13 protein-coding genes are annotated in these 21,847 nt (G+C 72.4%); 6 read left to right on the forward strand and 7 right to left on the reverse strand.

Annotation, left to right across the window (positions count from 1 at the left end):
* The first annotated feature begins 24 nt into the window (after positions 1-24).
* Together G398_RS15135 and G398_RS0100495 are read left to right on the forward strand one after the other, a co-directional pair.
* A complete protein-coding gene (locus tag G398_RS15135) occupies positions 25-1,869 on the forward strand; it encodes a peptidase U32 family protein (RefSeq protein WP_043482835.1) in 1,845 nt (614 codons plus the stop codon).
* Positions 1,866-3,194, forward strand: a complete 1,329-nt coding sequence (locus G398_RS0100495) for a BaiN/RdsA family NAD(P)/FAD-dependent oxidoreductase (protein WP_026852125.1) — start codon at positions 1,866-1,868, stop codon at positions 3,192-3,194. Before G398_RS15135 ends, G398_RS0100495 begins: the two co-directional genes overlap by 4 nt.
* Here G398_RS0100495 and G398_RS20935 read toward each other — a convergent pair.
* Positions 3,191-3,463, reverse strand: coding sequence for a chorismate mutase (locus G398_RS20935; protein WP_043482837.1), 273 nt, complete (start codon positions 3,461-3,463; stop codon positions 3,191-3,193). The two genes, G398_RS0100495 and G398_RS20935, sit on opposite strands and share 4 nt — an antisense overlap.
* A gap of 191 nt (positions 3,464-3,654) precedes the next feature.
* Between G398_RS20935 and G398_RS0100505 the strand changes: the two genes are divergently transcribed.
* The 4 genes from G398_RS0100505 to G398_RS0100520 all read left to right on the forward strand — a co-directional run bounded on the left by G398_RS0100505 (position 3,655) and on the right by G398_RS0100520 (position 13,029).
* A complete protein-coding gene (locus G398_RS0100505; RefSeq protein ID WP_026852126.1) occupies positions 3,655-7,104 on the forward strand; it encodes an exodeoxyribonuclease V subunit gamma in 3,450 nt (1,149 codons plus the stop codon).
* Positions 7,101-10,568 (forward strand): UvrD-helicase domain-containing protein, encoded by a 3,468-nt coding sequence (locus G398_RS0100510; protein ID WP_026852127.1) that lies wholly within the window; start codon positions 7,101-7,103, stop codon positions 10,566-10,568. Before G398_RS0100505 ends, G398_RS0100510 begins: the two co-directional genes overlap by 4 nt.
* On the forward strand, positions 10,561-12,459 hold the full coding sequence (gene recD / locus G398_RS0100515; protein WP_026852128.1) for an exodeoxyribonuclease V subunit alpha: 1,899 nt from the start codon (positions 10,561-10,563) through the stop codon (positions 12,457-12,459). Before G398_RS0100510 ends, recD begins: the two co-directional genes overlap by 8 nt.
* Before the next feature lie 387 nt (positions 12,460-12,846).
* Positions 12,847-13,029 (forward strand): hypothetical protein, encoded by a 183-nt coding sequence (locus G398_RS0100520; protein WP_026852129.1) that lies wholly within the window; start codon positions 12,847-12,849, stop codon positions 13,027-13,029.
* A 71-nt stretch (positions 13,030-13,100) separates the two neighbouring features.
* On the opposite strand, the gene G398_RS0100525 is transcribed toward G398_RS0100520, so the two are convergent.
* The 6 genes from G398_RS0100525 to G398_RS18990 all read right to left on the reverse strand — a co-directional run bounded on the left by G398_RS0100525 (position 13,101) and on the right by G398_RS18990 (position 21,676).
* A complete protein-coding gene (locus G398_RS0100525; protein ID WP_026852130.1) occupies positions 13,101-14,183 on the reverse strand; it encodes a 3-oxoacyl-ACP synthase III family protein in 1,083 nt (360 codons plus the stop codon).
* A 109-nt stretch (positions 14,184-14,292) separates the two neighbouring features.
* Positions 14,293-16,311, reverse strand: a complete 2,019-nt coding sequence (locus G398_RS15145; RefSeq protein WP_052571003.1) for a DNA topoisomerase 3 — start codon at positions 16,309-16,311, stop codon at positions 14,293-14,295.
* A gap of 66 nt (positions 16,312-16,377) precedes the next feature.
* Positions 16,378-16,956 (reverse strand): uracil-DNA glycosylase family protein, encoded by a 579-nt coding sequence (locus tag G398_RS0100535; protein WP_026852131.1) that lies wholly within the window; start codon positions 16,954-16,956, stop codon positions 16,378-16,380.
* A 21-nt stretch (positions 16,957-16,977) separates the two neighbouring features.
* On the reverse strand, positions 16,978-18,210 hold the full coding sequence (locus G398_RS15150) for a hypothetical protein (protein WP_043482841.1): 1,233 nt from the start codon (positions 18,208-18,210) through the stop codon (positions 16,978-16,980).
* A 43-nt stretch (positions 18,211-18,253) separates the two neighbouring features.
* Positions 18,254-18,430, reverse strand: coding sequence for a DUF3606 domain-containing protein (locus tag G398_RS20075; protein WP_084511782.1), 177 nt, complete (start codon positions 18,428-18,430; stop codon positions 18,254-18,256).
* A 126-nt stretch (positions 18,431-18,556) separates the two neighbouring features.
* Positions 18,557-21,676, reverse strand: coding sequence for a lantibiotic dehydratase (locus tag G398_RS18990; RefSeq protein ID WP_169720594.1), 3,120 nt, complete (start codon positions 21,674-21,676; stop codon positions 18,557-18,559).
* Between the last annotated feature and the right edge of the window lie 171 nt (positions 21,677-21,847).

Below are 21,847 nucleotides of genomic sequence, written 5' to 3' on the forward strand. Positions count from 1 at the left end.
CTCCCCCGCTGGTACCCTGGAGCCATGGGTCTCGAACTCCTCGCCCCCGCGAAGAACGCGGACCAGGGCCTCCTCGCGCTGCGCTGCGGGGCGGACGCGGTGTACATGGGCGGGGCGAAGTTCGGCGCCCGGCAGGCGGCGGGGAACGACCGGGCAGCCTTCGAGCGGCTCTGCGGCGAGGCCCGCCTCTGGGGCGCGAAGGTCTATGCGACCCTCAACACCATCCTCTACGACGGCGAGCTCGAGGCGGCACGGCGCCAGGCGTGGGATCTGTACGAGGCCGGCGTGGACGCCCTCATCGTCCAGGACATGGCCTACCTGGAGCTGGATCTCCCGCCCCTGCCCCTGCACGCCAGCACCCAGGCCGCCTGCGACGGCCCGGAGAAGGTGGCCTTCCTCGCCCGCGCGGGCTTCAGCCGGGCCATCCTCGCCCGGGAGCTGGGCCTGGGCGAGATCCGCGCCATCCACGGCGCCGCCGACCTCGAGCTGGAGGCCTTCGTCTACGGGGCCCTCTGCGTGGGCGAGAGCGGGCGCTGCTACCTGAGCGGCGCCATCTGCGACCGCAGCGGCAACCGCGGCGAGTGCGCCCAGCCCTGCCGCGCCCCCTGGAACCTGGTGGATGCCCCGGGCCGGGTGGTGGTGCGGGAGAAGCACCTCCTGAGCATCCGGGATCTGGACCTCTCCGACCACCTGGAGGCCCTCGCGGACGCCGGCATCCGGAGCTTCAAGATCGAAGGGCGGCTCAAGGACGCGGACTACGTGAAGAACGTGGTGAGCCACCTGCGGCGCAAGCTCGACGCGCTCCTCCAGCGGCGGCCCTCGCTGGGGCGCGCCTCCCTCGGGGCGGTGGACCACGCCTTCACGCCCGATCCCGCCAAGACCTTCCAGCGCGGGCATTCCACCTACCGCCTCGAGGGGAAGCGCCAGCGCATGGGCACGCCGGACGCGGCGAAGCACCTCGGCGAGCTCGTGGGCCAGGTGCGCTCGCTCCAGGGGGACCGCCTGGTGCTGGATCCCCTGGTGGAGCTGCATCCCGGGGATGGCCTCGCGTTCATTGATGGCGCCGAAGTGGCGGGCACGGTGGTCAACGCGGTGGAGGCGCGCCAGGTCTTCGTGCAGGATCCCTCCCGCATCCGCGTCGGCACCCGGCTCCACCGGAACCTGGACCTCCACTGGCTCAAGGCCCTGCGGAGCGCCAAGGTGGAGCGCCGGATCCCCGTGAGGGCCTACCTGGCCTTCCCGGGGGGGGTCGCGCACCTGCGCCTGGAGGATCCGGCCGGCTTCACGGCCTCGGCCCAGGTCCCGGGCGACTTCGCGGCGCCCCGGGATCCGGAGGCCACCCTGCGGAGCCTGCATGACGCCCTGGCCCGCCTGGGGAACACCCCCTTCGAGCTGGCCGGGCTGGAGGCGGCCGAGCCGCGCTTCGTGCCCGCCAGCGTGCTCAACGGCCTGCGCCGGGAGGCCGCCGCGGCCCTGGAGGCCCTGCGCCGCGCCCCGCGGGAGCGGGAGGCGCGCCGGCCGGCCTCCCCGCAGCTCGCGCCCCTTCCCGCGACGGACCTGGACTTCACCTGGAACGTGGCCAACCGGGCGGCCCGGGCCTTCTACGAGCGGGCGGGCGCCCGGGTCCTGGAGCCCGCGGCGGAGCTGCAGGACAGCCTCCAGGGCCGGGTGGTCATGACCACGCGGCATTGCGTGAAGTTCGAGCTGGGCTGGTGCCACGTGCATGCGAACCCCGAGCCCTGGGCCCGCCTCCCGGAGCCCCAGGGCCCGCTGTTCCTGGAGAACGGGCCCACCCGGCTGGAGTGCCGCTTCGACTGCCGGAACTGCCGCATGGAGCTGGTGCTCCACGAGCGCCGGGAGCGGGGGTGACGCCCGACGAGGCCGCCTGGGACGTGCTGGTCATCGGCGCGGGGCCGGCCGGGCTGCTGGCCGCGGGACGGGCCGCCATGCTGGGCGCCCGGGTCCTGCTGCTGGAGAAGATGGAGAAGTCGGCGCGCAAGCTGCGCATCACCGGGAAGGGCCGGGCCAACATCACCAACATGCGGGCCCTTGAGGACTGCCTCAAGGAGATCCGCCCGGAGCCGCGCTTCCTGCGTCAGGCCTTCCAGGGCTTCTTCAACCGCGACCTGATCGAGCTGCTGGCCGCGCAGGGCGTCGCCACCAAGGTCGAGCGCGGCGACCGGGTGTTCCCCGCCAGCGACCTGGCCTGGGACGTGGCGGACGCCCTGGTGGCCTGGGCCCGGGCGCAGGGCGTCGAGATCCTCCACCACGCACGGGTCGAGGGCCTGATCGTCCAGGACGGCGCCTTCGCGGGCGTGGAGGTCGCCCGGAAGGCCCCGGCCCCGCACCAGGCCCAGCATCAGGCCCCACCCCAGCGGATCCGGGCCCGGTGCGGCATCCTCGCCACGGGCGGACGGTCCTATCCCGCCACGGGCTCCACGGGCGACGGCTACCGGTTCGCCGAGGCCACCGGGCACCGGGTCGAACCCCTCCGGCCCTCCCTGGTGCGGCTGGAGACGCGCCCCGTCCTCGAGAAGGCCCAGGGGCTGACCCTCCGGAACGTCCAGCTCACCCTCTGGATCGACGGGAGGAAGCGGGCCGGCGAGTTCGGGGAGGTGGAGTTCACGGCCAGGGGTCTGGCGGGCGCCGCCGTCCTGCGGCTCAGCCGGGCCGTGGTCGAGGCCCTGGCCGCGGGCCTGGAGGTGGCGCTGACCCTCGACCTGAAGCCCGCCCTGGACCCCGCGAAGCTGGAGGCGCGGCTGCTCCGCGATCTGGAGGCCCACGGGGGCGGCCCCTGCGGCCCCCTGCTGCGGTCGCTGCTTCCGGCCCCGCTCGTCGAGGTGTTCTGCGAGGCCCTCGGCCTCCGCCCGGGCAGCCCCGCGGCGCAGCTCCAGGGCGCGAAGCGGAAGGCGCTGCTGGCCCTGCTCAAGGCGCTGAGGTTCGAGGTGACGGGCCACGGGGGCTGGGAGGAGGCCATCGTCACCGCCGGCGGCGTCTCCCTCAAGGACATCGATCCCCGCACCATGGCCTCCCGGAAGGTCGGGAACCTCTACTTCGCCGGCGAGGTGGTGGATCTCGACGCGAACACCGGCGGCTACAACCTCCAGATCGCCTTCTCCACGGGCTGGCTGGCGGGGGAATCGGCGGCCCGGCAGGCGGCCAGCCAGGTGCCGCCCGGCCTCCCCAGGCCTTAGCGCTTGGCCGCCTCGCGCTTGGACCAGGCCAGGATGAGCCCGAAGATCTCGCGTAGCCCCTCCTCCGACAGCGGACCGGGGTTGGCCTCGCCCAGGGCGGCGAGGAGCCGGTCCTCCTGGGCGGGGTCGTGGAAGCCGAGGCCCCGGGCCTCCTTGTGGGCCTTGAGCTGCTGGACCAGGCGGATCCGCCGGTTGAGCGCCTCCAGGATCTGCCGGTCGAGCGCGGCAATCTGCGCCCGCTGGTCCTGGAGGGTCGGATCCCCGCTCAAGCCTGCCACCTTGCCTCCTGGACGGGCGGTCGTCCCGCGCCTCCCCCACTGTAACCCTTCCCCGATCCCGGCGGAGGCCCTCCATCGGACAGTGGCTGTCCATCGGATCGGGGGATAAAAGGGGGGATAAAAGGTCGGGCGGCCCGCATCTCCCCCGCGCCCGCTTCCGCTACCCTGGATCCTTCCCGACCATGCTGCGTCTGACCTATGCCAACCGCACCGAGCGCCTCCTCGAGACGCTGGCGGAGGCCTTGCGCCAGGAGCGGCAGGCCTACGGGATGTGGGAGCCCATCCAGCTGGTGGTGCCCAATCCGAATGTGAAGCGCTACCTGCTGGACGGCCTGGGGAAGTCGCTGGGCATCCTGGCCAACTTCAAGGTGAACTACCTGGATGGCCTGTGGCGGGGGCCCCTGGGGCAGATGGATCCGCCCGTGCGGCTGTGGAACCGCCACGCGCTTCAGGGTGCGATCCTGTCCGTGCTGTCCCAGCCCGGGGCCCTGGAGGCCCCGGACCTGCTGCCCCTGAAGCGCTACCTGGAGGGCGAAGGCGCCGACCTGAAGCTCATGCAGCTGGCCGAGAAGGCGGCCGGCCTCCTGGAGGACTACAGCCTCACCCGCCCGGAATGGGCCGCGGCCTGGGCTGCGGGGCGGTCTGTCTCCGGGGCGCCGGCAGAGCTGGAGGCCTGGCAGCGGGGCCTGTGGAACCGGATGCTCGCCGGGACCAAGGCGAGCCCCGAGCGGTGGACCACCCTCGCCGGCCTCCTGCGGGAAGGGCGCTTCGACCGGATCCCCCTGCCGCCCCGGATCCACGTCTTCGGGTTGAGCTATGCGGCTGAGGTCTACCACCGGGCCTTCGAGGCCGCCGCCAAGCGGGTGGAGGTCCACCTGTACGCCCTGAACCCCTGCCAGGAGTTCTGGGACGATCTCCCCACCGAAGCCGAGCAGCGCCGCCGGAGCCAGCGGCTGGCGGGCCGGCCCGAAGCCCAGGAGGAGGACGATCCCTACGCGCTGGAGTCGGACGAGGATCCTCTGCTCCTGCGGCGCTGGGGGCGCCCCGGGCGGGAGAACATCCGGCTGCTCAATGAGATCTCGGACTGCGACTTCCAGAGCGCCTTCCCGGAGCCGGACCGCACCACCCTGCTGCGCCGCGTGCAGGACGCGCTCCAGCAGCGCACGGCCTGCGAGCCCGGTGCGGCGGACCCGTCCCTGCGCATCCTGGCCTGCCCCAGCCCGGCCCGGGAGGCGGAGGTCGTGGCCTCCGAGGTCTGGCGGCTGATGGATGCGGCCCCTCCTGAAAACCCCCTGCGCTTCTCGGACATCGCGGTGGTGGTGCCTCCGAGCGGGAGCCTGCGCACCGCCTACCTCGACCACCTGCGCACGGCCTTTGACGCCACGGGACACATCCCCATGGTGGTCGTGGACGCCCCCTCCCCGGCCCTCGCCTCCCTGCTGGACGGCGCGGAGTGGCTCCTGGAGCTGCCCCTGGGGCGCGGAAGCCGGCGGGACCTGCTGCGGGCGCTGACCCATCCGGCGGTGGCGGCGCACTTCCCCGACCTGGACTCCGAGGCCTGGGCCCGGTGGGCCGAGGCCGCCGGCATCGTCCGGGGCCTGGGGCCGGAGGACCTGGCGGGCGAGGTCCTGGTCGAACCGGGCTTCCTCCACTGGGAGCAGGGGCTCGAGCGCCTCGCCCTCTCCGCCTTTCTGCCCCCGGACCTCACCTGGGCGGACCGCGGCTTCGAGCGCCCCTCGGCCCACGCCGGGGACGCGGCCTCCACGGCCGCCTTCCTGGACCAGGCCGCCTCGCTCATCCGGCGGCTGCGCGCCCTGCGGGCCTTCCACGGAACGCCCGCGGCCTGGGGCGAGCGGCTCTCGGACTACCTGCTGGCCTACCTCGGCGGCGAGGACGCTGCCGATGCCGGTGGCCGCGCCAAGCTGGCCCAGGCCCTGCTCCGACTGTCGTCGCTGGTGCCCTCGGGCATGGAGGCGCCGACCCTGAACTACCGGCAGGCCCGGGAGCTGGCCAACCAGGCCCTCGCGGGCATCCGGGGCGAGGCCGGCGGCCGCCCCCACCAGGGCGTGGTGGTCGGCAGCTATGCGCCCATGCGGGCCCTGCCCTTCCGCGCCGTGCTCCTCATGGGGCTGGGGGAGGGCCAGTTCCCGTCCCCGGAGGAGCGCCAGCCCCTGGATCTGCGCAACGCCAAGCGCAAGCCCGGAGATGTGGGAGCCGCCGAGCGGGACCGGTACCTCTTCCTGGAAATGCTGCTGGGCGCCCGGGAGCACCTGCGCCTGACCTACCCCACCGAGGATCCCGTGAGCAAGGAGGCGCGGCTTCCCTCCAGCCTGATCCAGGACCTGGTCCAGTCCGTCGCGCCCCTGACACTGGCGGACCTGCAGGAGCGCCACCCGCGCGATCGGTTCGACGAGGCCTACTTCCCCCTGGCCGAATCCTCCGACCTCCGGTCGCTGGCCCCCGCGGCGCACCGCGAGGCCCGGGCCAAGGCGGCCGGGACGACGCAGGCCGCCACCATCCCGGATATGGAGGACCAGCCCTGGTCGTCGCTGTCACTGCCGGAGCCCCTCCGGAAGGAACTCGACCTCCTGGTGGACCCCTGTCCTACGCCCTCCGGTCGTCGACAGTTGCCCGAGATCCTGACCCTGCGCCTGGCCCACCTGAGGGCCTGGCTGGAGTGCCCCGTCCAGGGCACCGCGAGGGTCCGATTGCAGCTCCGGGACGAGGAGGAGGACCTGGCGGACCTGGAGGAGGAGGCCCTCGGCACCTCGGCCCTGCACCGGGCGCTGCTGCGAAAGGACGCCCTCCTGCGGGTCGCCCGCCAGGGCCAGGATCCGGAGCAGGCCTACCGCGAGGCTCGGCATGCCCTCCAGCGGGCCGGGCAGGCCGCGCCGGGGATCTTCGGGCAGGCCGAGATCCAGGAGGACCTGGAACTGCTGAAGCAGCAGGCCAAGGCCCTCCGGGGCGAGCGGATCCGGCTCGTGCGCTTCGGCCCCGCCATGAGCGTGGAGGAGGAGGCCGACGAGGTCCGGCCGCCTTTGGAGCTCGCCGTCCTAGTGCATGGCGAGACCCTGAAGGTCCGGCTCGTGGGCTCCCTGCAGCCCCAGGTCGGGGATGCCAGCCTCTTCCCCCTGAAGGAGGCCGGGGCCAAACCGAAGGGCGGTCTGACGGATGCCTTCAAGGGCAAGCTGCTCCGGGCCTACCTGGATCAGCACCTGCTGGCCGCAGCCTCGGACACGGAGGTCGCCCACAGCGCCCTCGGCGTGGCCGGGCGGTCCGCCGATGGAAAGAAGTCCGGGGCCTATCGGAGTGCAGTGGCTTTCTCGTCTCTGGATCCGGTGACGGCGAAGGCTCGGCTCACGGCCTGGATCACCGAGCTGCTGGAAACCCGGGAACCCCGCCTGCTCCCCATCGAGGCCCTGCTGGAAGAGCCGGTGTGGAGCACGGCAGACCTCCAGCAATGGATTCTCGACCAGGCGGAGGACGAGCGGAGCTTCGCGGCCTTCAAGACCGGCCCCCTCCGCCGGGCCGAACGCGTCGACCTCGATCCCGATCCAGCAAACACCGCCGCGCGGCGGCTGGGCGACTTCCTCCCACAGGCCCAGACGGGCCGCACGGAGGTCGTCGAATGAGCCTGGTCCGCTATCCCAAGCCCGCCGCCTTCCCGGAGCTGGAGCCGAAACACTGGGTGCTGGAGGCCAGCGCCGGGACCGGGAAGACCTTTACGCTGGAGCACCTGGTCGTGGACCTGGTGCTGACCGCGGGCCTGCCCCTCGAGCAGATCGTCATCGTCACCTTCACGGAAGCTGCGGCCCTGGAGTTGCGCCGCCGCATCCGCGAGAAGCTCCAGGAGCTGCGGGACCTCGGGGAGGATCGCTTCCTACCCGGCCGCGCCCACTGGGAGCTCGATGACGGCGCCCGGATCAAGCTGGACATAGCCCTCCAGGCCTTCGACCGCACCGTCATCTCCACCATCCACGCCTTCTGCCAGAAGGTGCTCCAGGACGCGGCCTTCGAGACGGGCCGGCTGTTCCGGCAGACCCGGGTGGCCGAAGGGGAGCTCTTCGCGGAGGTCTTCAAGGACCATCTGCGCACCGCTTTCTGCGCCACGGAGGCCGACCAGGCATTTCTGATGGAGGCCCTGGAGCGGACCGGTTCCCCGGAGGATCTGGAGAAGCTTCTCAGGGACGCCTGGAACACGCGGGCGGTATTGTTCCCCGATGAGAGCCAGGTGGCGCAGGCCCGAGCGGCGGTCGGGGCCTTCCCGGTGGCGGATCTGATCGAGGCGGAGGCCCTTCAGACCGCGTACGGCAAAGGCTCCGCCAACACCGCGCTGGGGCGGTTCGCCATCCTGGGCCGACTCCTGGCCTCCCTCCAGGCTCAAGAGACCTTGAGTGGTTGGGATCAACTCATCGGCCTGGACCTTTTCAAAGGTGCGTCGGTCGGAGTCTGGGCCAAGGCGGTTTGGGAAGATCCGATTCCAACCGGCCCCGCCACCCGCATCCGGGACGGGCTGCAGGCGCTGAAAGCGGCCCTTCCCACCGTGGAGGGCCTGATCGTCCATCGCCTGCTGCCGCCCCTCCGGGCGGCCATGGAAGCCCGGAAGGCCGCCGAGGGGCTCTTCGACTTCAACGACATGATCGACCAGGTGGCCGGGGGCGTGCGGAACCCCGACCTGGTGGACCGCCTCCAGGCACGCTACAAGGCGGCCCTCATCGACGAGTTCCAGGACACGGACAGCCGCCAGTGGGAGATCTTCCGCCGGGTGTTCCACGGCCCGGACCACCGCCTCATCCTGGTGGGCGATCCCAAGCAGGCCATCTACGACTTCCGCGGCGGCGACCTGCCCACCTACCTCCGGGCGAAGGCGGAGCTCCTGGGTGCCGGCGGGAAGCGCCTGGCCCTCCAGCAGAACTTCCGCTCCTCGGAATCGCTGGTCTGCGCCGTGAACGCCGTCCTGGCGCCGGAGGGCGCGTTCTTCACCGCGCCCAACGAATACCCCGAGCCGGTCAATGCGGGACGCAATCCCCGGCTCGAGGGGTCGGAGGGGGAGCTATCGCCGCTGCGGCTGCTGGAGGTCCCGGTCACGGGTTCCGTAGGCCGCCTCCGGGCGCAGGTCGCCGCGGGCATCGCCGCGGTGTTCCGGGACCTCCTCGACCGCGGCGTCACCTTCCATCCCGGCACCTCGGAGCCCGCCCGGCCCCTCCATCCCGGGGATCTGATGGTGCTGACCCACACGGGCAGCGAATCCCGGCTCATGGCCCAGGCCCTGCGGGAGGCCGGCCTGCCTTCCGCGTTCTTCAAGGCGGACGGGCTCTTCCAGACCCGGGAGGCCTTCGAGCTGAAGGATCTCCTCGGCGCCATCGTGCAGCCCGACGATCCCGACGCCCGCGGCCGGGCGCTGCTCACGCGGTTCTTCGGGTTCGGCATCGCCGAGGCCGAGGCCTGCCTGGACCTGCCCACGGGCCATCCCGTCCTGGCGCGGCTGGAGCGCTGGCGGGAGCTGGCCCACCAGCGGCGCTACCCCCGGCTCTTCAACGCCATCCTCGAGGACAGCGGCATCGTTCCGCGCCTCCTGATCACGGAGCGGGGCGACCGGTCCCTCACCAACCTGCGCCACCTCGCCGAGCAACTGCTGACGGAGGCCAACGCCTCCCACCTCGATCCCGAGGATCTGCTCCTGCGGCTGGGGCGCTGGATCCGCGAGGAGGACCTCCCCACCCTCGACGCGGAACCCGGCATCCAGCGCGCCGAAGGACAGGCCCAGGCGGTGCGGCTCCTGACCATCCACAAGGCCAAGGGCCTGGAAGCGCCGGTGGTGACCCTGTTCGGCGGGTACAGCGAAAACCCGTTCCTGAAGAACGGACGCGTCCACCGCTTCCACGACGGCTCAGACACGCGCTGCGCCTTCCTCGGGGCGAGATCCGCCATGCCGGATGAGGTGAAGGGATGGGCCGATGCCGATGCCGCCCGGGAGGATGAGCGGCTGCTCTACGTGGCCATCACCCGGCCCAAGGCGCACCTGGTGATGCCCGTGTTCACGCTGGGTCCCGAGCCCCCGAGCAAGCAGGGATCCTTCGACGCCGATGGTCATCCCAAGGGCCGCCAGGGTCTCCTCAACCGGCGCGTCAGGGCCCTGAGGGAAACCGCACCTGACACCTGGGGCGCCTGGACGATGCCGCTGCCCGCCCCGGTCCGGGCCCAGGCCGAAGGGCCGATGCCCACCTTGCCGACCCGGCTCCAGCTCCCTTCCGCCCCGCCCACACCCGATTTCCCGGGCCTCGCCCGGCAGGGCCGCCCCCTGCAGCTCCACTCCTTCACCTCCCTGTCCCGAGCCTTCGGGGAAACGCCGCGCGCCGCCAGTCGCGAGGAGGAGGCGCGGGCGGACGAGGTGCCGGTGCCCCGGCAGGCGAGACCGGCCGGGGGCCTTCCCGGCGGCACGGCCACGGGCACCGCCCTCCACGAGCTGCTCGAGCGGATCCCGGTGGGGCGGACGAGCCGTCTGGGGCCCGAAGCCTGGCGGGACGCGCTCCTGCCCCTGGCGATGGAGTGCCTGAAGGACCAGGGCCTGAACCCCGCGCTGGCCGGAGAGGCCCTCCACCTGGCCTGGGCCGCCCTGACCACCGAGATTCCGCTGCCCGAGGGGCCCGCCATGCGGCTGGACGATGTGGAGCAGCGCCTGCCGGAGGTGGCCTTCCAGATGCCCTTCCCGGACCACCCAGATGGCCTGGAAGGCTCGCTGGACCTCCTGTTCGAGTGGGAAGACCGGATCTACATCCTCGATTGGAAGACCAACAGCCTCGAGGGCGGCGACTACGGCCCGGAGGCGCTCGAGCGCACCATGGCCGCCCACTACGACCTGCAGGTGCGCATCTACACCCTGGCGGCCCTCGCCTTCGCGGGGATCGACCACGAGGCCGCGTTCCGGGAGCGCTTCGGCGGCGCGGTGTATGTGTTCCTCCGGGGCCTGCCGACCGGGGGGCTCTGGACGCACCGGCCTTCCTGGGCCGAGGTCCAGGCCTGGCGGCGGGAGCTCGGCGACCTGCGCATCGAGGAACTGGCCCTGAGCCGCATGGAGCGGGGGATGCATGGCTGAGCGCACGGGGAATACCGTCCGCCCCCTGGGCGATCCGAGGGCCTGGCGGGAGACCCTCGTCCGGCTGGGCCAGGGCTCGGAGCTCCTGACCCTGGCCGAGACCTTCGCGGGCATCCCGCCGGGCCTGGACGGGCAGGACAAGGAAGCCCTCACCCTCGTGGCCCTGCTGGTGCTGCTCTCTGCCCAGGACGGTCACACCCGCCTGCCCCTCACCGGCGCTGGCAGCGAGGAGGCTGAGGCGAGGTTGACCCTCTTCACCGGGTCCGAGGTGCCCCTGGCGGACCTCCTGGGCCGCCCGGCCCTCTCGGTGGCCTTCGGTGCTCCCGGCGCGCCCCCCCGCCCCTTCGTGCGGACCGGAGCCTGGCTCGCCTCCGCCCGGCTTCACACCGCGGAGCTGCGCCTGGCCGCGGCCGTCCGGTCGCGAGCGGCCGACCATCCCATGGGGGAGACCGAACACGCGGACTTGGGGGATCTGCTCGATGCGCCGGTCCTGCTCTCCGAGGAGCAGCGCCAGGCCGTGCGCCGGGCCGTCCACGCGCCCTTCACGCTGCTCACCGGCGGGCCGGGCACCGGCAAGACCTCCATCGTGGTGGCCATCCTCCGGGCCGCGCTGCGCCTGGGCTTCGCCCCGGCCGAGATCGCCCTGGCCGCGCCCACGGGCAAGGCCGCGCAGCGCATGGGCGAGAGCATCCGCGGCACCCTGGCCAGGATCGCGTCGCCCAGCGCCGGGGATCGGCAGCTCCTGGAGAACCTGCCCGAGCCCCAGACCCTGCACCGCCTGCTAGCCTTCCTGCCCTTCCGGCAGACCTTCCGGCACCACCGGAACAATCCCCTGCCCCAGCGCCTGGTGATCGTCGATGAGAGCTCCATGGTGGGTCTGGAGCTGATGGACGGCCTGACGGGCGCCCTGGATCCCGCGGCCCGGCTGGTGCTCCTAGGGGATGCGGAGCAGCTGCCTTCCGTCGAGGCCGGCGCGGTCTTCCGCGATCTGGTGGAGGCCCTGCCCGACGCCACCCTCCGGCTGACCCACAGCTACCGGATGGATGCCGCCAACCCGGCGGGCCGCTCCGTGCTGCTGGCGGCCCAGGCCCTTCGTGCGGGCGACGCCGCCGCCCTGGATGCGCCAGGCGCGCTCGCCACGCGCGGAGCCCTCACCGACCTCCAGGGCCACGGCGCCGAGCACGCTGAGGTGGATGATCCGTCTCTGAGGACCTTCCTCCAGCACTACCTCGACCAGGAGATCCTCCAGCACCAGGGCTTCCGGGAGGCCGCCGAGCGGATCTACCAGCACGACGGGAACACCTGGGCTGCCGGCGATGAAGCGGCCCTGGAAGCCCTCTTCCGGGCCCACGAACACGCCAAGATCCTCTGCCCCCTGCGCGAAACCCCCGGCCTGCGGAGCGTGGCCGGCCTGAATCAGAGGCTCCACCACCTGGCCGGGCGGGAGGCTGCGGGAGCGCTGGATCGCGACCTGACCGTCTACGCCGGCGAGCCCGTGATGGTCACCCTCAACGACTACCGGCGGGGGCTCTTCAACGGCGACCAGGGCATCGTGGTCAAGGCCCGCCAGGAGGATGGCGTCCATCAGGCCGTGGCCTTCCGCACCTCGACCGGATTCCGGCTCCTGCCCTACCGCCCCCTCCAGCCCCAGCTCGAGCTGGCCTGGGCGCTGACGGTCCACAAGGCCCAGGGCTCCGAGTTCGACCGGGTGGTCCTGGTTCTCCCGCCCGCGGATAGCCCCCTGCTGACCCGCGAGATCCTCTACACCGCCCTCACCCGCGCCCGCACAGGGGCCACCATCCTCGGGGCGAGGGAGGCGCTTGATATGGGGTTGAGGCAGACGAGCCTACGGTTTACTGGGCTCTGCCCCATCCTCGGAATCGGAACATGAGACAAAGGGCCGGCCAGATTGATCGTCCTGACATCGCCGCCGCATTGTCGCAGTCCAGTCTCGAGCATTGATTACACCCTGGTTGTTCACATTACGGCGATCACACGGGCTCAAATCCCGTCAGCCCTGCCGGTTGGGCCGCCGCGAGGTGGCCAAATCTTTACAAGGCTGACGGGATTTGAAGTCTCCTGGGGGCCGTTGGTGCAGGTGTAGCACAAGGGGGAGTCCCGCGATGGGTGGCTGGCGGGCGAGAACGGGGAGCCATGCCTGTCATATGGAAAAGAGGGAGCGCGCTCCAGCGGCGCTCAGGAACCATCCGTGGACAGGATGAAGCACCGGGTGCAGGCTTCCCTTGCACCGGGACTGCGGTGCATGGGGAGCCATGCCATGTCAGGTAGGGAAGACGAAGGTACCGTTCTGCGGACCCTGGCCGAGCTGTACCCCACCCTCAAGGACCTCAGGGCGGCCGCACCTCCGGAGGCGGCGCGGTTTCTGGCCCACACCCGCGCGAACTCCGAGAACTGGCCCATCGAATCCCTGATCGAGGGATACCTGGACGCCGTTCCCTGAGGCCGAGGCGCCACCCCGCTGAGGTCCCTGGTGGAGGAGCCGGCCTGGGGGCGGCTTCCCCCGCGCCAACCTCAGGGCCAGCGGTAGATCGCGGAATTGATGCTCATGCCCGCGCCCACGGAGGCGAACACGACGAGGTTGCCGCTGGCCAGGGTGTGACCCTCCAGCTGGCCCCGCACGATCAGGTCGAGGAGGGTGGGTACGGTGGCCACGGAGCTGTTGCCCAGCCAGGAGACGGTCATGGGCATGATCCCCTTGGGCATCTCCTGGAAGCCATAGAGCCGGAAGAGCCGCTTGAGGATGGCTTCGTCCATCTTGCCATTGGCCTGGTGGATCAGAACCTTGTCCACATGCTCCAGGGAGAGGCCCGCCCGCTCGAGGCTCAGGCGCACCAGGCCCGGCACGGTGGCGATGGCGTACTCGTAGAGCTTCCGGCCCTCCATCTTGATGTAGAGCTGCCGGTCGCCGCCTTCGAGGTCGAAGGAGCGGCCCATCCGCAGCAGTCCGGCGTGATCGAGGGCGTCGGACCGGGTGGCGTGCGAGAGGATGCCCACGGGCTCGTCGTGGGACTGGGCTTCCAGCACCACCGCCCCGGCGCCGTCCGCATAGATCAGGCTGTCCCGGTCGCAGGGATCGGACACGCGGGAGAGGGTCTCGGCGCCGATCACCAGGGCCCGCTTCGCGTCCCCCGAGCGCAGGAAGTAGTCCGCCTGGATCACGGCCTGGAGCCAGCCGGGGCAGCCGAAGGGCAGGTCGTAGGCGACGCAGAAGGGGTTGGCGATGCGCAGCCTCGCCTTGACCCGGGCGGCCAGGGTCGGGACCAGGTCGGACTGCCGGCTGCCCGCCGTCACATCGCCGAAGTTGTGGGCCACGATGAGGTAGTCCAGAGTCTCGGGATCGATGGCGGCCGAGGCCAGGGCCTTCTCCGCGGCCTCGAGGGCCAGGTCCGAGGCGACCCGGTCCTCCGAGACGTAGCGCCGCTCGGCGATCTCGGTGATCTCGCGGAACTTCGCCACCATCCGCGCCGTCTCGCCGGCCGGATAGGGCCGCCCCTCGCCTTCGAAAAAAGACCGATCCAGAAAAGCGTCATTCGGGACATTCCGCTGGGGGATGCAGCTGCCCGTGCCCGTGATGACCGTCCGTACCTGAGCCATCCGTTCTCCTTGCGGCAGTCGAGCCGGATATGCCGGATCCAACCAGTCTACTTCCTGGGATTTCCACATGTTTCCGAAATCCCCAGTCCAGCACCTGGGAAGGCGCCGGTCAGCGGGAAGCTCCCGCTTGCGCAGGGGCCGGCTTGCCCGCCTCCACATGCCGGCACGCCATGCAACGGTTCACGAACTCGCCGCGGCGGGTGCTGGGGAGGATGCGCATGGGCTGGCCGCACTGGGGGCAGGGGCCGCCGTGGATCTGGGGCGCCGGGGCGTCCTGGAGCTCGGTGACGATGGACGACACGAAACCCCGGATGTCTGCCATGAAGGCTCCGCGGGATTCCTCGCCGCGGCGCATGCGCTCCAGGCGGGCCTCCCAGCTGCCCGTCAGCTCGGCGCTGCGGAGGGCCTCGCTCGGCAGCCCCTCGATGAGCCGGATGCCCTTGTCCGTGGGCAGCAGGACGTTGCGCTTGCGCTCGATGTAGGCGCGCTTGATGAGGGTCTCGATCATGTTGGCGCGGGTGGCCGGCGTGCCCAGACCGCAGTCGCGCATGGCGCCCCGCAGGGCCTCGTCGTCCAGCTCCCGGCCCGCGCCCTGCATGGCCGCCAGCAGGTCGCCCTCGCTCATGCGCTTGGGGGGCGTGGTCTTCCCCTCCTTGGGATGGAGGGAGGCCACCTCCACGGCCTCGCCCTTCTTCACGGCCGGCAGGCCGCCCTCGGCCTCCTCGTCGCCCTCCTCCTCCGCCTCGGCCGGATCGGCGGCCTTCTCCGCCTTCTTCTTCCGGTGGGGCGGATCCACGGCGGACCAGCCCTCCTCCTTCACCACGGTGCCGGTGGTCTTGAAGGTCTCGCCGTCCACCTCGGTGATGATCGTGGTCTTGGCCTCCACGCGGTCGGGGAAGTAGGCGGCCAGGAAGCGCCGGGCGATGAGCTCGTAGATGCGCAGCTCGTCGCCGGCGAGCCCCCGCGCCGGCTTCTCCGTGGGCACCAGGGCGGCGTGGTCCTCCACCTCCTTGTCGTTGACGAAGCGCTTGTCCAGCTTCACGGGCCAGCGCTTGCGGAGGTCGTCCAGGAAGGGCTGCAGCTCCGCGAGCTGGCCCTGGGCCAGGGCCTTGATCCAGTGGGGGGCCTTGGCGGCGTCGGCCTCCGTCAGGTGGCGGCTGCTGGTGCGGGGGTACGAGATGAGCTGCTGCTCGTAGAGGCTCTGGGCCAGGGCCAGGGTGCCCTCGGCGGTGAAGCCGAAGCGCTTGTTGGCCTCCTTCTGCAGGGTGGTGAGGTCGTAGAGCAGTTCGGGCTTCTTCTTCTCGGTGCGCCCCGTGGCGCTGCGGATCTTCCCGGGCTTCCCCGCCAGCCGCGCGGCGAGGGCGCGGGCTTCCTCCTCGGTGGTGAAGCGCTCGACCGTCTGGCCGTCCACCTCCTTGAACCAGCGGCCCTCGTATGTGCCCTCCGGGTGGGCGAAGCGGGCCCGGAGCGTCCAGAAGGGCTGGGGCCTGAAGTTCCGGATCTCCAGCTCCCGGCGCACCAGCAGGGCCAGGGTGGGCGTCTGCACGCGGCCCACGCTCCACACGCCCTCCTCGGGCCCGGCCCGGCGCATGCGCAGGGTCTGGGCCCGGGTGGCGTTGATGCCCACCAGCCAGTCCGCCTCCTGGCGGCTGCGGGCGGCATCGCGCAGTCCCGCGTAGGCCTCGCCGGGCTTCATGGCGCCGTAGGCCTCGCGCACGGCCTCGGGCGTGAGGCTGGAGGTCCAGAAGCGCTGCACGGGCTTGGTGCAGCCCGCCAGGCGGTACACCAGGTCGAAGATCAGCTCGCCCTCGCGCCCGGCGTCCGTGGCGTTCACCACCTCGGTGATGTCCTCGCGGTTCAGCAGCCGGGCCACCACGTCGAACTGCTCTTTCGTCTGCGGGATGGGTGCGTAGCGGAAGGCCTCGGGGAAGATGGGCAGCCGGTCCCAGCGCCAGGGCTTCCAGGCCGGATCGTAGCCCTCGGGGTTCAGGGCCTCCACCAGGTGCCCCACGCACCAGGTCACCACGAGGCCGTTCCCCTCGATGAGGCTCCGGCCCCGCCCGGGCAGGCCCAGGGCCTCCGCCAGGGCGCGGCCCATGCTCGGCTTCTCGGCGATGATCAGACGCAAGGGGGCTCCAGGAGCGGGTTCCATTGTAGGGGGCCCGGGAGCGTCCGTCCGGCCTCCGGTGGCCCTCTACCGGGCCAGGACCTCGGCCAGCATGGCCCGCAGGGCCGGCAGGACCTCGGCCTCGAACCAGGGATGGCGCCGCAGCCAGAGGGTGTTCCGGGGGCTCGGGTGCGGGAGGGGGACGAGCCGGGGCCAGGGATCCCGCCAGGCCCTCACCAGGTCCGTCAGGGAGCCCGCGGCCGCGCCGAAGTGGTACCGCTGCGCGTACTGCCCAAGGACCAGCGTGGTCTCCAGGCGCGGCAGTCCCTCCAGGAGCCGCGCCCGCCAGGCGGCGGCGCATTCGGGCCGGGGCGGCAGGTCCCCGGACTTTCCGGTGCCGGGGTAGCAGAATCCCATGGGGAGGATCGCCACCTTCCGGGGATCGTAGAATACTTCCGGATGCATCCCGAGCCACTCGCGCAGGCGGCGGCCGCTGGCATCGTCGAAGGGCACGCCCGACTGGTGTACCCGCCTCCCCGGCGCCTGGCCCGCGATCAGGATCCGGGCCTCGGGGTGGAACTGCAGGATGGGGTTCGGTCCCAGCGGCAGGTCCGCGCAGCGGGTGCAGGCGCGGACTTCGGCGAGGAGCGAGGCGTGGATGCCCATGCGGGCCCGGGCTCCGCCGGCCTACAGGCCCAGCGCCTTGGGCAGGCGCGGGCTGGAGATGAGGTCCACGAATGCGGCCCAGCGGCGGGCGGGATCGGCCTCGGTGCCGCCCTGGCGCTCCACCCAGCCCCGCACCAGGTGCTCGCCCAGGTTGTAGTTGATGACGTAGCTGCGGTAGGCGTCGATGAAGCGCAGGCGCTGGGCCGCCTGCTCCGGCGTCCGCAGGGAGTAGCGGACCAGGAAGGCCTCGGCCTCCTCGCGGCTGAGGCGGCCGTCGAGGTAGCCCCGGGCGGCTTCGTTGTCGGCGAAGGCCAGGAGCTTCATCTCCGCCTGCACCCGGGCCCAGCGCTCCGCTTCCAGGGGGTCGAGGCCCGCCAAGGGGAAGAGCACGTCGCGCTCGAAGGCCAGCCGTTCCCCACCGGGGAAGGCCACCTCGATGCCGAAGTTGGCGGTGCCTTCCGCGATGAGGGACTGGGGCGAGAAGAGCGGATAGATGGAGAACTCCACCCAGCCCCGGCCCCCGGGCGGCCCCTGGGCGAAGCGCTGCTCCAGCAGGGCGTTGTAGACGTGGTGGCCGGGGTAGCCCTCGTGGGCGGCCAGGTCCAGGGCCCGGTCCATGGCGATGGGCAGGTCCAGGTTCACCTGGATCACCGAGGTGCCGCCCCCCTGGTACCAGTTGTAGGCGGACCAGGCCTTGTCCCGCACATACTCCACGCGGAAGTGGTCCGAGGCCGGCAGCGTGGCGTGGCGGCGCGTGCGCTCGCGGGCCTCGGCGATGGCGGCCTGGAAGACCGCGTCCACCCGGTCCGGCGGAAGGAGCACCCGCTCCCGGGCCGCCTGGTAGCGGTCCTGGACCGGCCCGCGGCCCTCCAGGAGCCCGTCCAGCCGCGCCAGGGCGGCCTCGAAGGTGGCCTCCGGCGTGTGGGGCGGCCGGACCTGGTACAGGGCCTCGGCCTCGTCGTCGAAGCGGAAGCGCTGGCCGTCCAGGCGGGCCAGGTGCGCCGCCACGGCCCCCAGCTGCCCCAGGAGGTAGTCGCGCCGGGGCGCCTCGCCCGGCGGAACGCCGGCCGCGGCCACGCCATCCAGAATGCGCCCGGCCTCCGCCCTCAGGGCGGGAAGGGGCCGCGGATCCCCGGCCTCCGCCTCGGCCTTCCACTCCAGGGGCCCGTAGTAGGCATCCACGAAATCGGCGTCATGGCGGCCCACCGCCAGCACCAGCCTCACGTAGTCCGTCGCCCACCCTGAAAGCGCCATGCCAGTCGAGGCCTCCCACCCTTCGACTGTACCCGGGCCGGCGTCATTTCCCGAGGTAGCGCTTCACGTCCTCGACCCCGGGGCCCACGGCGCTCACCGCATCCCGGAGCTTCTCGCGGGAGACGCTGAAGTAGATGGCCCAGTCCAGCAGGTCGTGGGGATCCTCGACGCGGATCTGCTCCTGGTCTTCGGAGGAGGGGACGTTCAGGTGGTCGTGCACGGCAACTCCTGGCGCGGGAACCGGGACCTGGGCCCCGACGCATGTTCCTACGCCTAAATGCTAGGCCGGGCCCCCGCGGGAAGCCGCCTTTCCCCCCGAACGGTCGTTTTCCCCCGCCGAACGGTATCAGATCCGCGCGGCCGATCGGCCGGCTTCCACCGCTCCGCCCTTGGCGCGGGCCAGGCGCGAATCATAGAGTCGGGTCAGGTACTCCATGAGCACCCACTCGCATTCCCGGTGGTCGGTCCTGAGCAGGCGGTTGAGGTGCATGTGCGCCAGGCTCCCGGCGATCCGGGCCAGGTCCTCCCGCACCAGGCCCCGGCCCCAGGCCTCCCGGATCCGCGCCAGGCCCTCAGAGCCCGGGGCATCCGAGGCCGCCGGCTGGGCCAGCGCCGCCTCCAGGTCCTTCCTCAGCTTCCGGTAGGCCGCCCCCATCTGCACGGCCCCGGCCCCCTCGTCCCCGAACTCCCTCCGCAGGCCGTCCCGGGTGGCCTGGGCCAGGTCCTTCCGCTCCCGCAGGTCCAGCCCCAGGGCCGTCCAGATGGCGTCCGTCTCCTTCAGGCCCGCCCGCCAGCGGTCCTCGTGGGTGGCCCCGGAGGCCAGGCGGTCCAGGACCCGGTGGCTGTCCTCGGAGAACCAGGCCTCGGCCAGGGCGAATCCCGCGGCGCCGCCGTAGCGCTCCAGCTCGGGCTCGAAGGTGTCCACCTGCCACCGCCAGAGGAGGCCCTGGACCAGGTGGCGCTCCAGGTGCCGGTGGACCAGGGGGAGCAGGTCGCCCAGGAGCCGCGACGGAATCCCGTGGAAGCGCAGCCGGAGGTGGGGCTCGGGGTCGTGGTAGCGGACGAAATGCCAGCGGTCCCAGTAGCCCTGCGCCTGGGTCCAGCGCAGGAGGGGCTCCAGCTCCACCAGGAGCCGGTCCGCACTGGCAGGCCCGCAGTAGAGCTTCAGATACAGCCACTCGGAGCCCGGGGCGTGGGCCCGGACCTCCCGGGACGCGGGCTCCGGGAGGCGCAGGGGGGCCGCCGCGGGCCTGGCGGCCCCCGTCTCGAACGGGATGACCAGCTCGTGGGCGAAGCCCCCTTCCGGCGCCGTCACGGGGGCCTGGCCCGGATCCGGGAAGCACTCCGTGAGGATGAACGAAGGCCGGCGGGCCACCAGGTGGTGCAGGGCCTCCACCCACAGGACGCGGTCCAGGTCCACGAGCAGGGTGTTGTCCGCATCCGTGAGGGTGACGAACCGGGGCAGGCCGCGGTGTTCCCGCAGGGCCTGGAAGGCCGCCCAGGCATCCCCCCCGCCCGCCTTCAGCTCGTCGGCGCCGATGCGCCAGCGGGCCTTGCAGAGCACATGGCGCCCGCGGGTCACCCGCGGCAGGAAGGGCAGGTCCTCCAGGGCCCCCCAGGACCAGCCGCCGGACCGCCCGTCCTGGTCCTGCAGGTGGGCGAGGAAGCGGTAGACCACCGGTCCCCGGCCGAAGTTGTGGGCGGAGGAAAGACGGGGGACCACCTCGCGCCCCAGGCGCCGGGAGGCCAGCACGACGCGGCCCTCCCGCACGGTCACCAGCAGGTCCTGCGGGAGGATCGTCTGCTCGTGGGCCGTGCCGGGGGTGGCCAGGAAGGGGATCTCGTACTGGCGCAGGGCGGGCCGCGCCAGGATGTTGCCCATGCGCCCCTCGGGCACGTGCACCACCTCGGCGAACACCGCCTCCGGGCGGGCCGCCTCCTCCTTGCGGAGGTGGGCCCGGAGCGCCGCGCCCAGAGCCTCGTCGCCGGAGGCGAACCGGCCCAGCCAGCGGGCCGCCGTGGGCCCCGAATACTGCTCCATCCAGAAGGTGAAGCCGCCCTCGTCCAGGGCCTCGGCATCCGGAGCGGAAAGGCTGGCCAGGGCGGCGAAGGCCGGCGGGAAGGCCGGCAGGTTCCGCGGAGTCAGCGCCGCCACGTCCGCATCCGTCAGCTCCCAGGCCTGGTGGCCCTGCCACCGCGGGATCTGCCCCATGAGGAAGCGGTCGCGGTCGGTGAGCGCCTGGGGGCGGACCGGGACCGGAAGCGTCAGGTCCTCGAGCAGGGGGGAACCGTACGAAGGGATCCCGTCGAAGCCGAGGCCGCTCTCCTCGTCCAGCACCTCCAGCAGGGGCATCCAGCGCACCCCGAAGCGCTCCGTGAAGGCCGCGCGGAACCGGGCCAGAGGCCCGTCGGCGGGGGGCGCGGGCGTCAGGCGGCGGAGCGTCTCCACGCCTTCCTCCAGCGCCCTGCGCACGACGGGGGACAGGGCCAGGTCCGCCGCCGGGCGGAAGAGATCCACCTGGAGGACATCCCGGGTTCCCGCCGGGGCCTCGAGCTTCGCGAGGGCGGGCGCCTGGTCCGCGTAGCCCCCGGGGCGGGCGCCGAGGGGGGCCTCCCGGAGGCCCTCCAGCTCCCGGGCGAGGGCCGCCAGGGGCGCGGCCAGGCCGTCCGTGAGCGGGTGGGACCGGAGGGCGGCGATCACGTGGCCCAGGGGATCGGCGCCCGTCAGGGGGGGGTGCAGGTCCGAGCGGAGCACCTGGGCCGCCACGAGCCGCTCCAGGAAGGCCTGGGCCTCCCCGGGATCCACCTCCTGATGGCGGGCCAGGCGGGCGGCGAGGTTCCCCAGGCGCAGGCCCGTCTGGGCCTGCTGGAGGGTGAAGTCCAGGTGGGGCGTGGCCTCCACCGCCTCGAGGTGGTAGGTCCGCCCCTGGCCGCCCGGGTTGCGGGCCTCGAGGTAGCGGTGCCAGCCGCCGCAGGCGTGGAGGCTGGTGTTGGCGTGGTACCGGACCATGGCGCGCACCTCCGGCGCCTGTTCCAGCCGGTCCACCAGGGCCTCCAGCACACCCCAGTCCAGGCGCACGGCCTTCCGGCTGGCCTGCCAGGACCCCACCGACAGCCGGCTCGCCGCGCCCCAGGCCCCGAGAGACACGCCTGCGAAGAGGCCGAAGGGCGTGCAGCGGCTGCTCATGCGGCTGAAGTACTTCACCAGGGATCGCTCCACGCCGCGGGCCGCGGCCTCGTCCAGGGTTCCCGCCAGCCAGGCGTCCAGGCGCGAGGCCAGGTCCGGCGAGGCGAGCGCCACCGCCTCGCGGACGGTCTCGCGGCGGGCCAGGCCCCGGAGCGTCTCGCGCAGGGCCTCCCGGTCCGCCTCCAGGCGGGTTCCGGAGAGCCGCTCGCCCAGGGCCTCCAGCCATGTGGGGGGGCGGCGTGAGAGCGCGTCCAGAGGCAGGGCCGGGCTGCGGAGCACGAAGAAATCAGCGGTTCGGCATTCGGGTGGAGGAAGCATGAAGGGGGCTTTCCCGGAGACAGGCGCCTCCAGGGAACCACCCGGAGCCACCGAAGGGGCGAGGATCCGCTGAACGGTGGCATCCGGGGGGTCGAACGGTTGAACTGTGTTTTCATACCGTTCATGGAAAGC

The sequence above is a fragment of the Geothrix fermentans DSM 14018 genome, assembly GCF_000428885.1.
In the GTDB taxonomy this organism is placed as follows: domain Bacteria; phylum Acidobacteriota; class Holophagae; order Holophagales; family Holophagaceae; genus Geothrix; species Geothrix fermentans.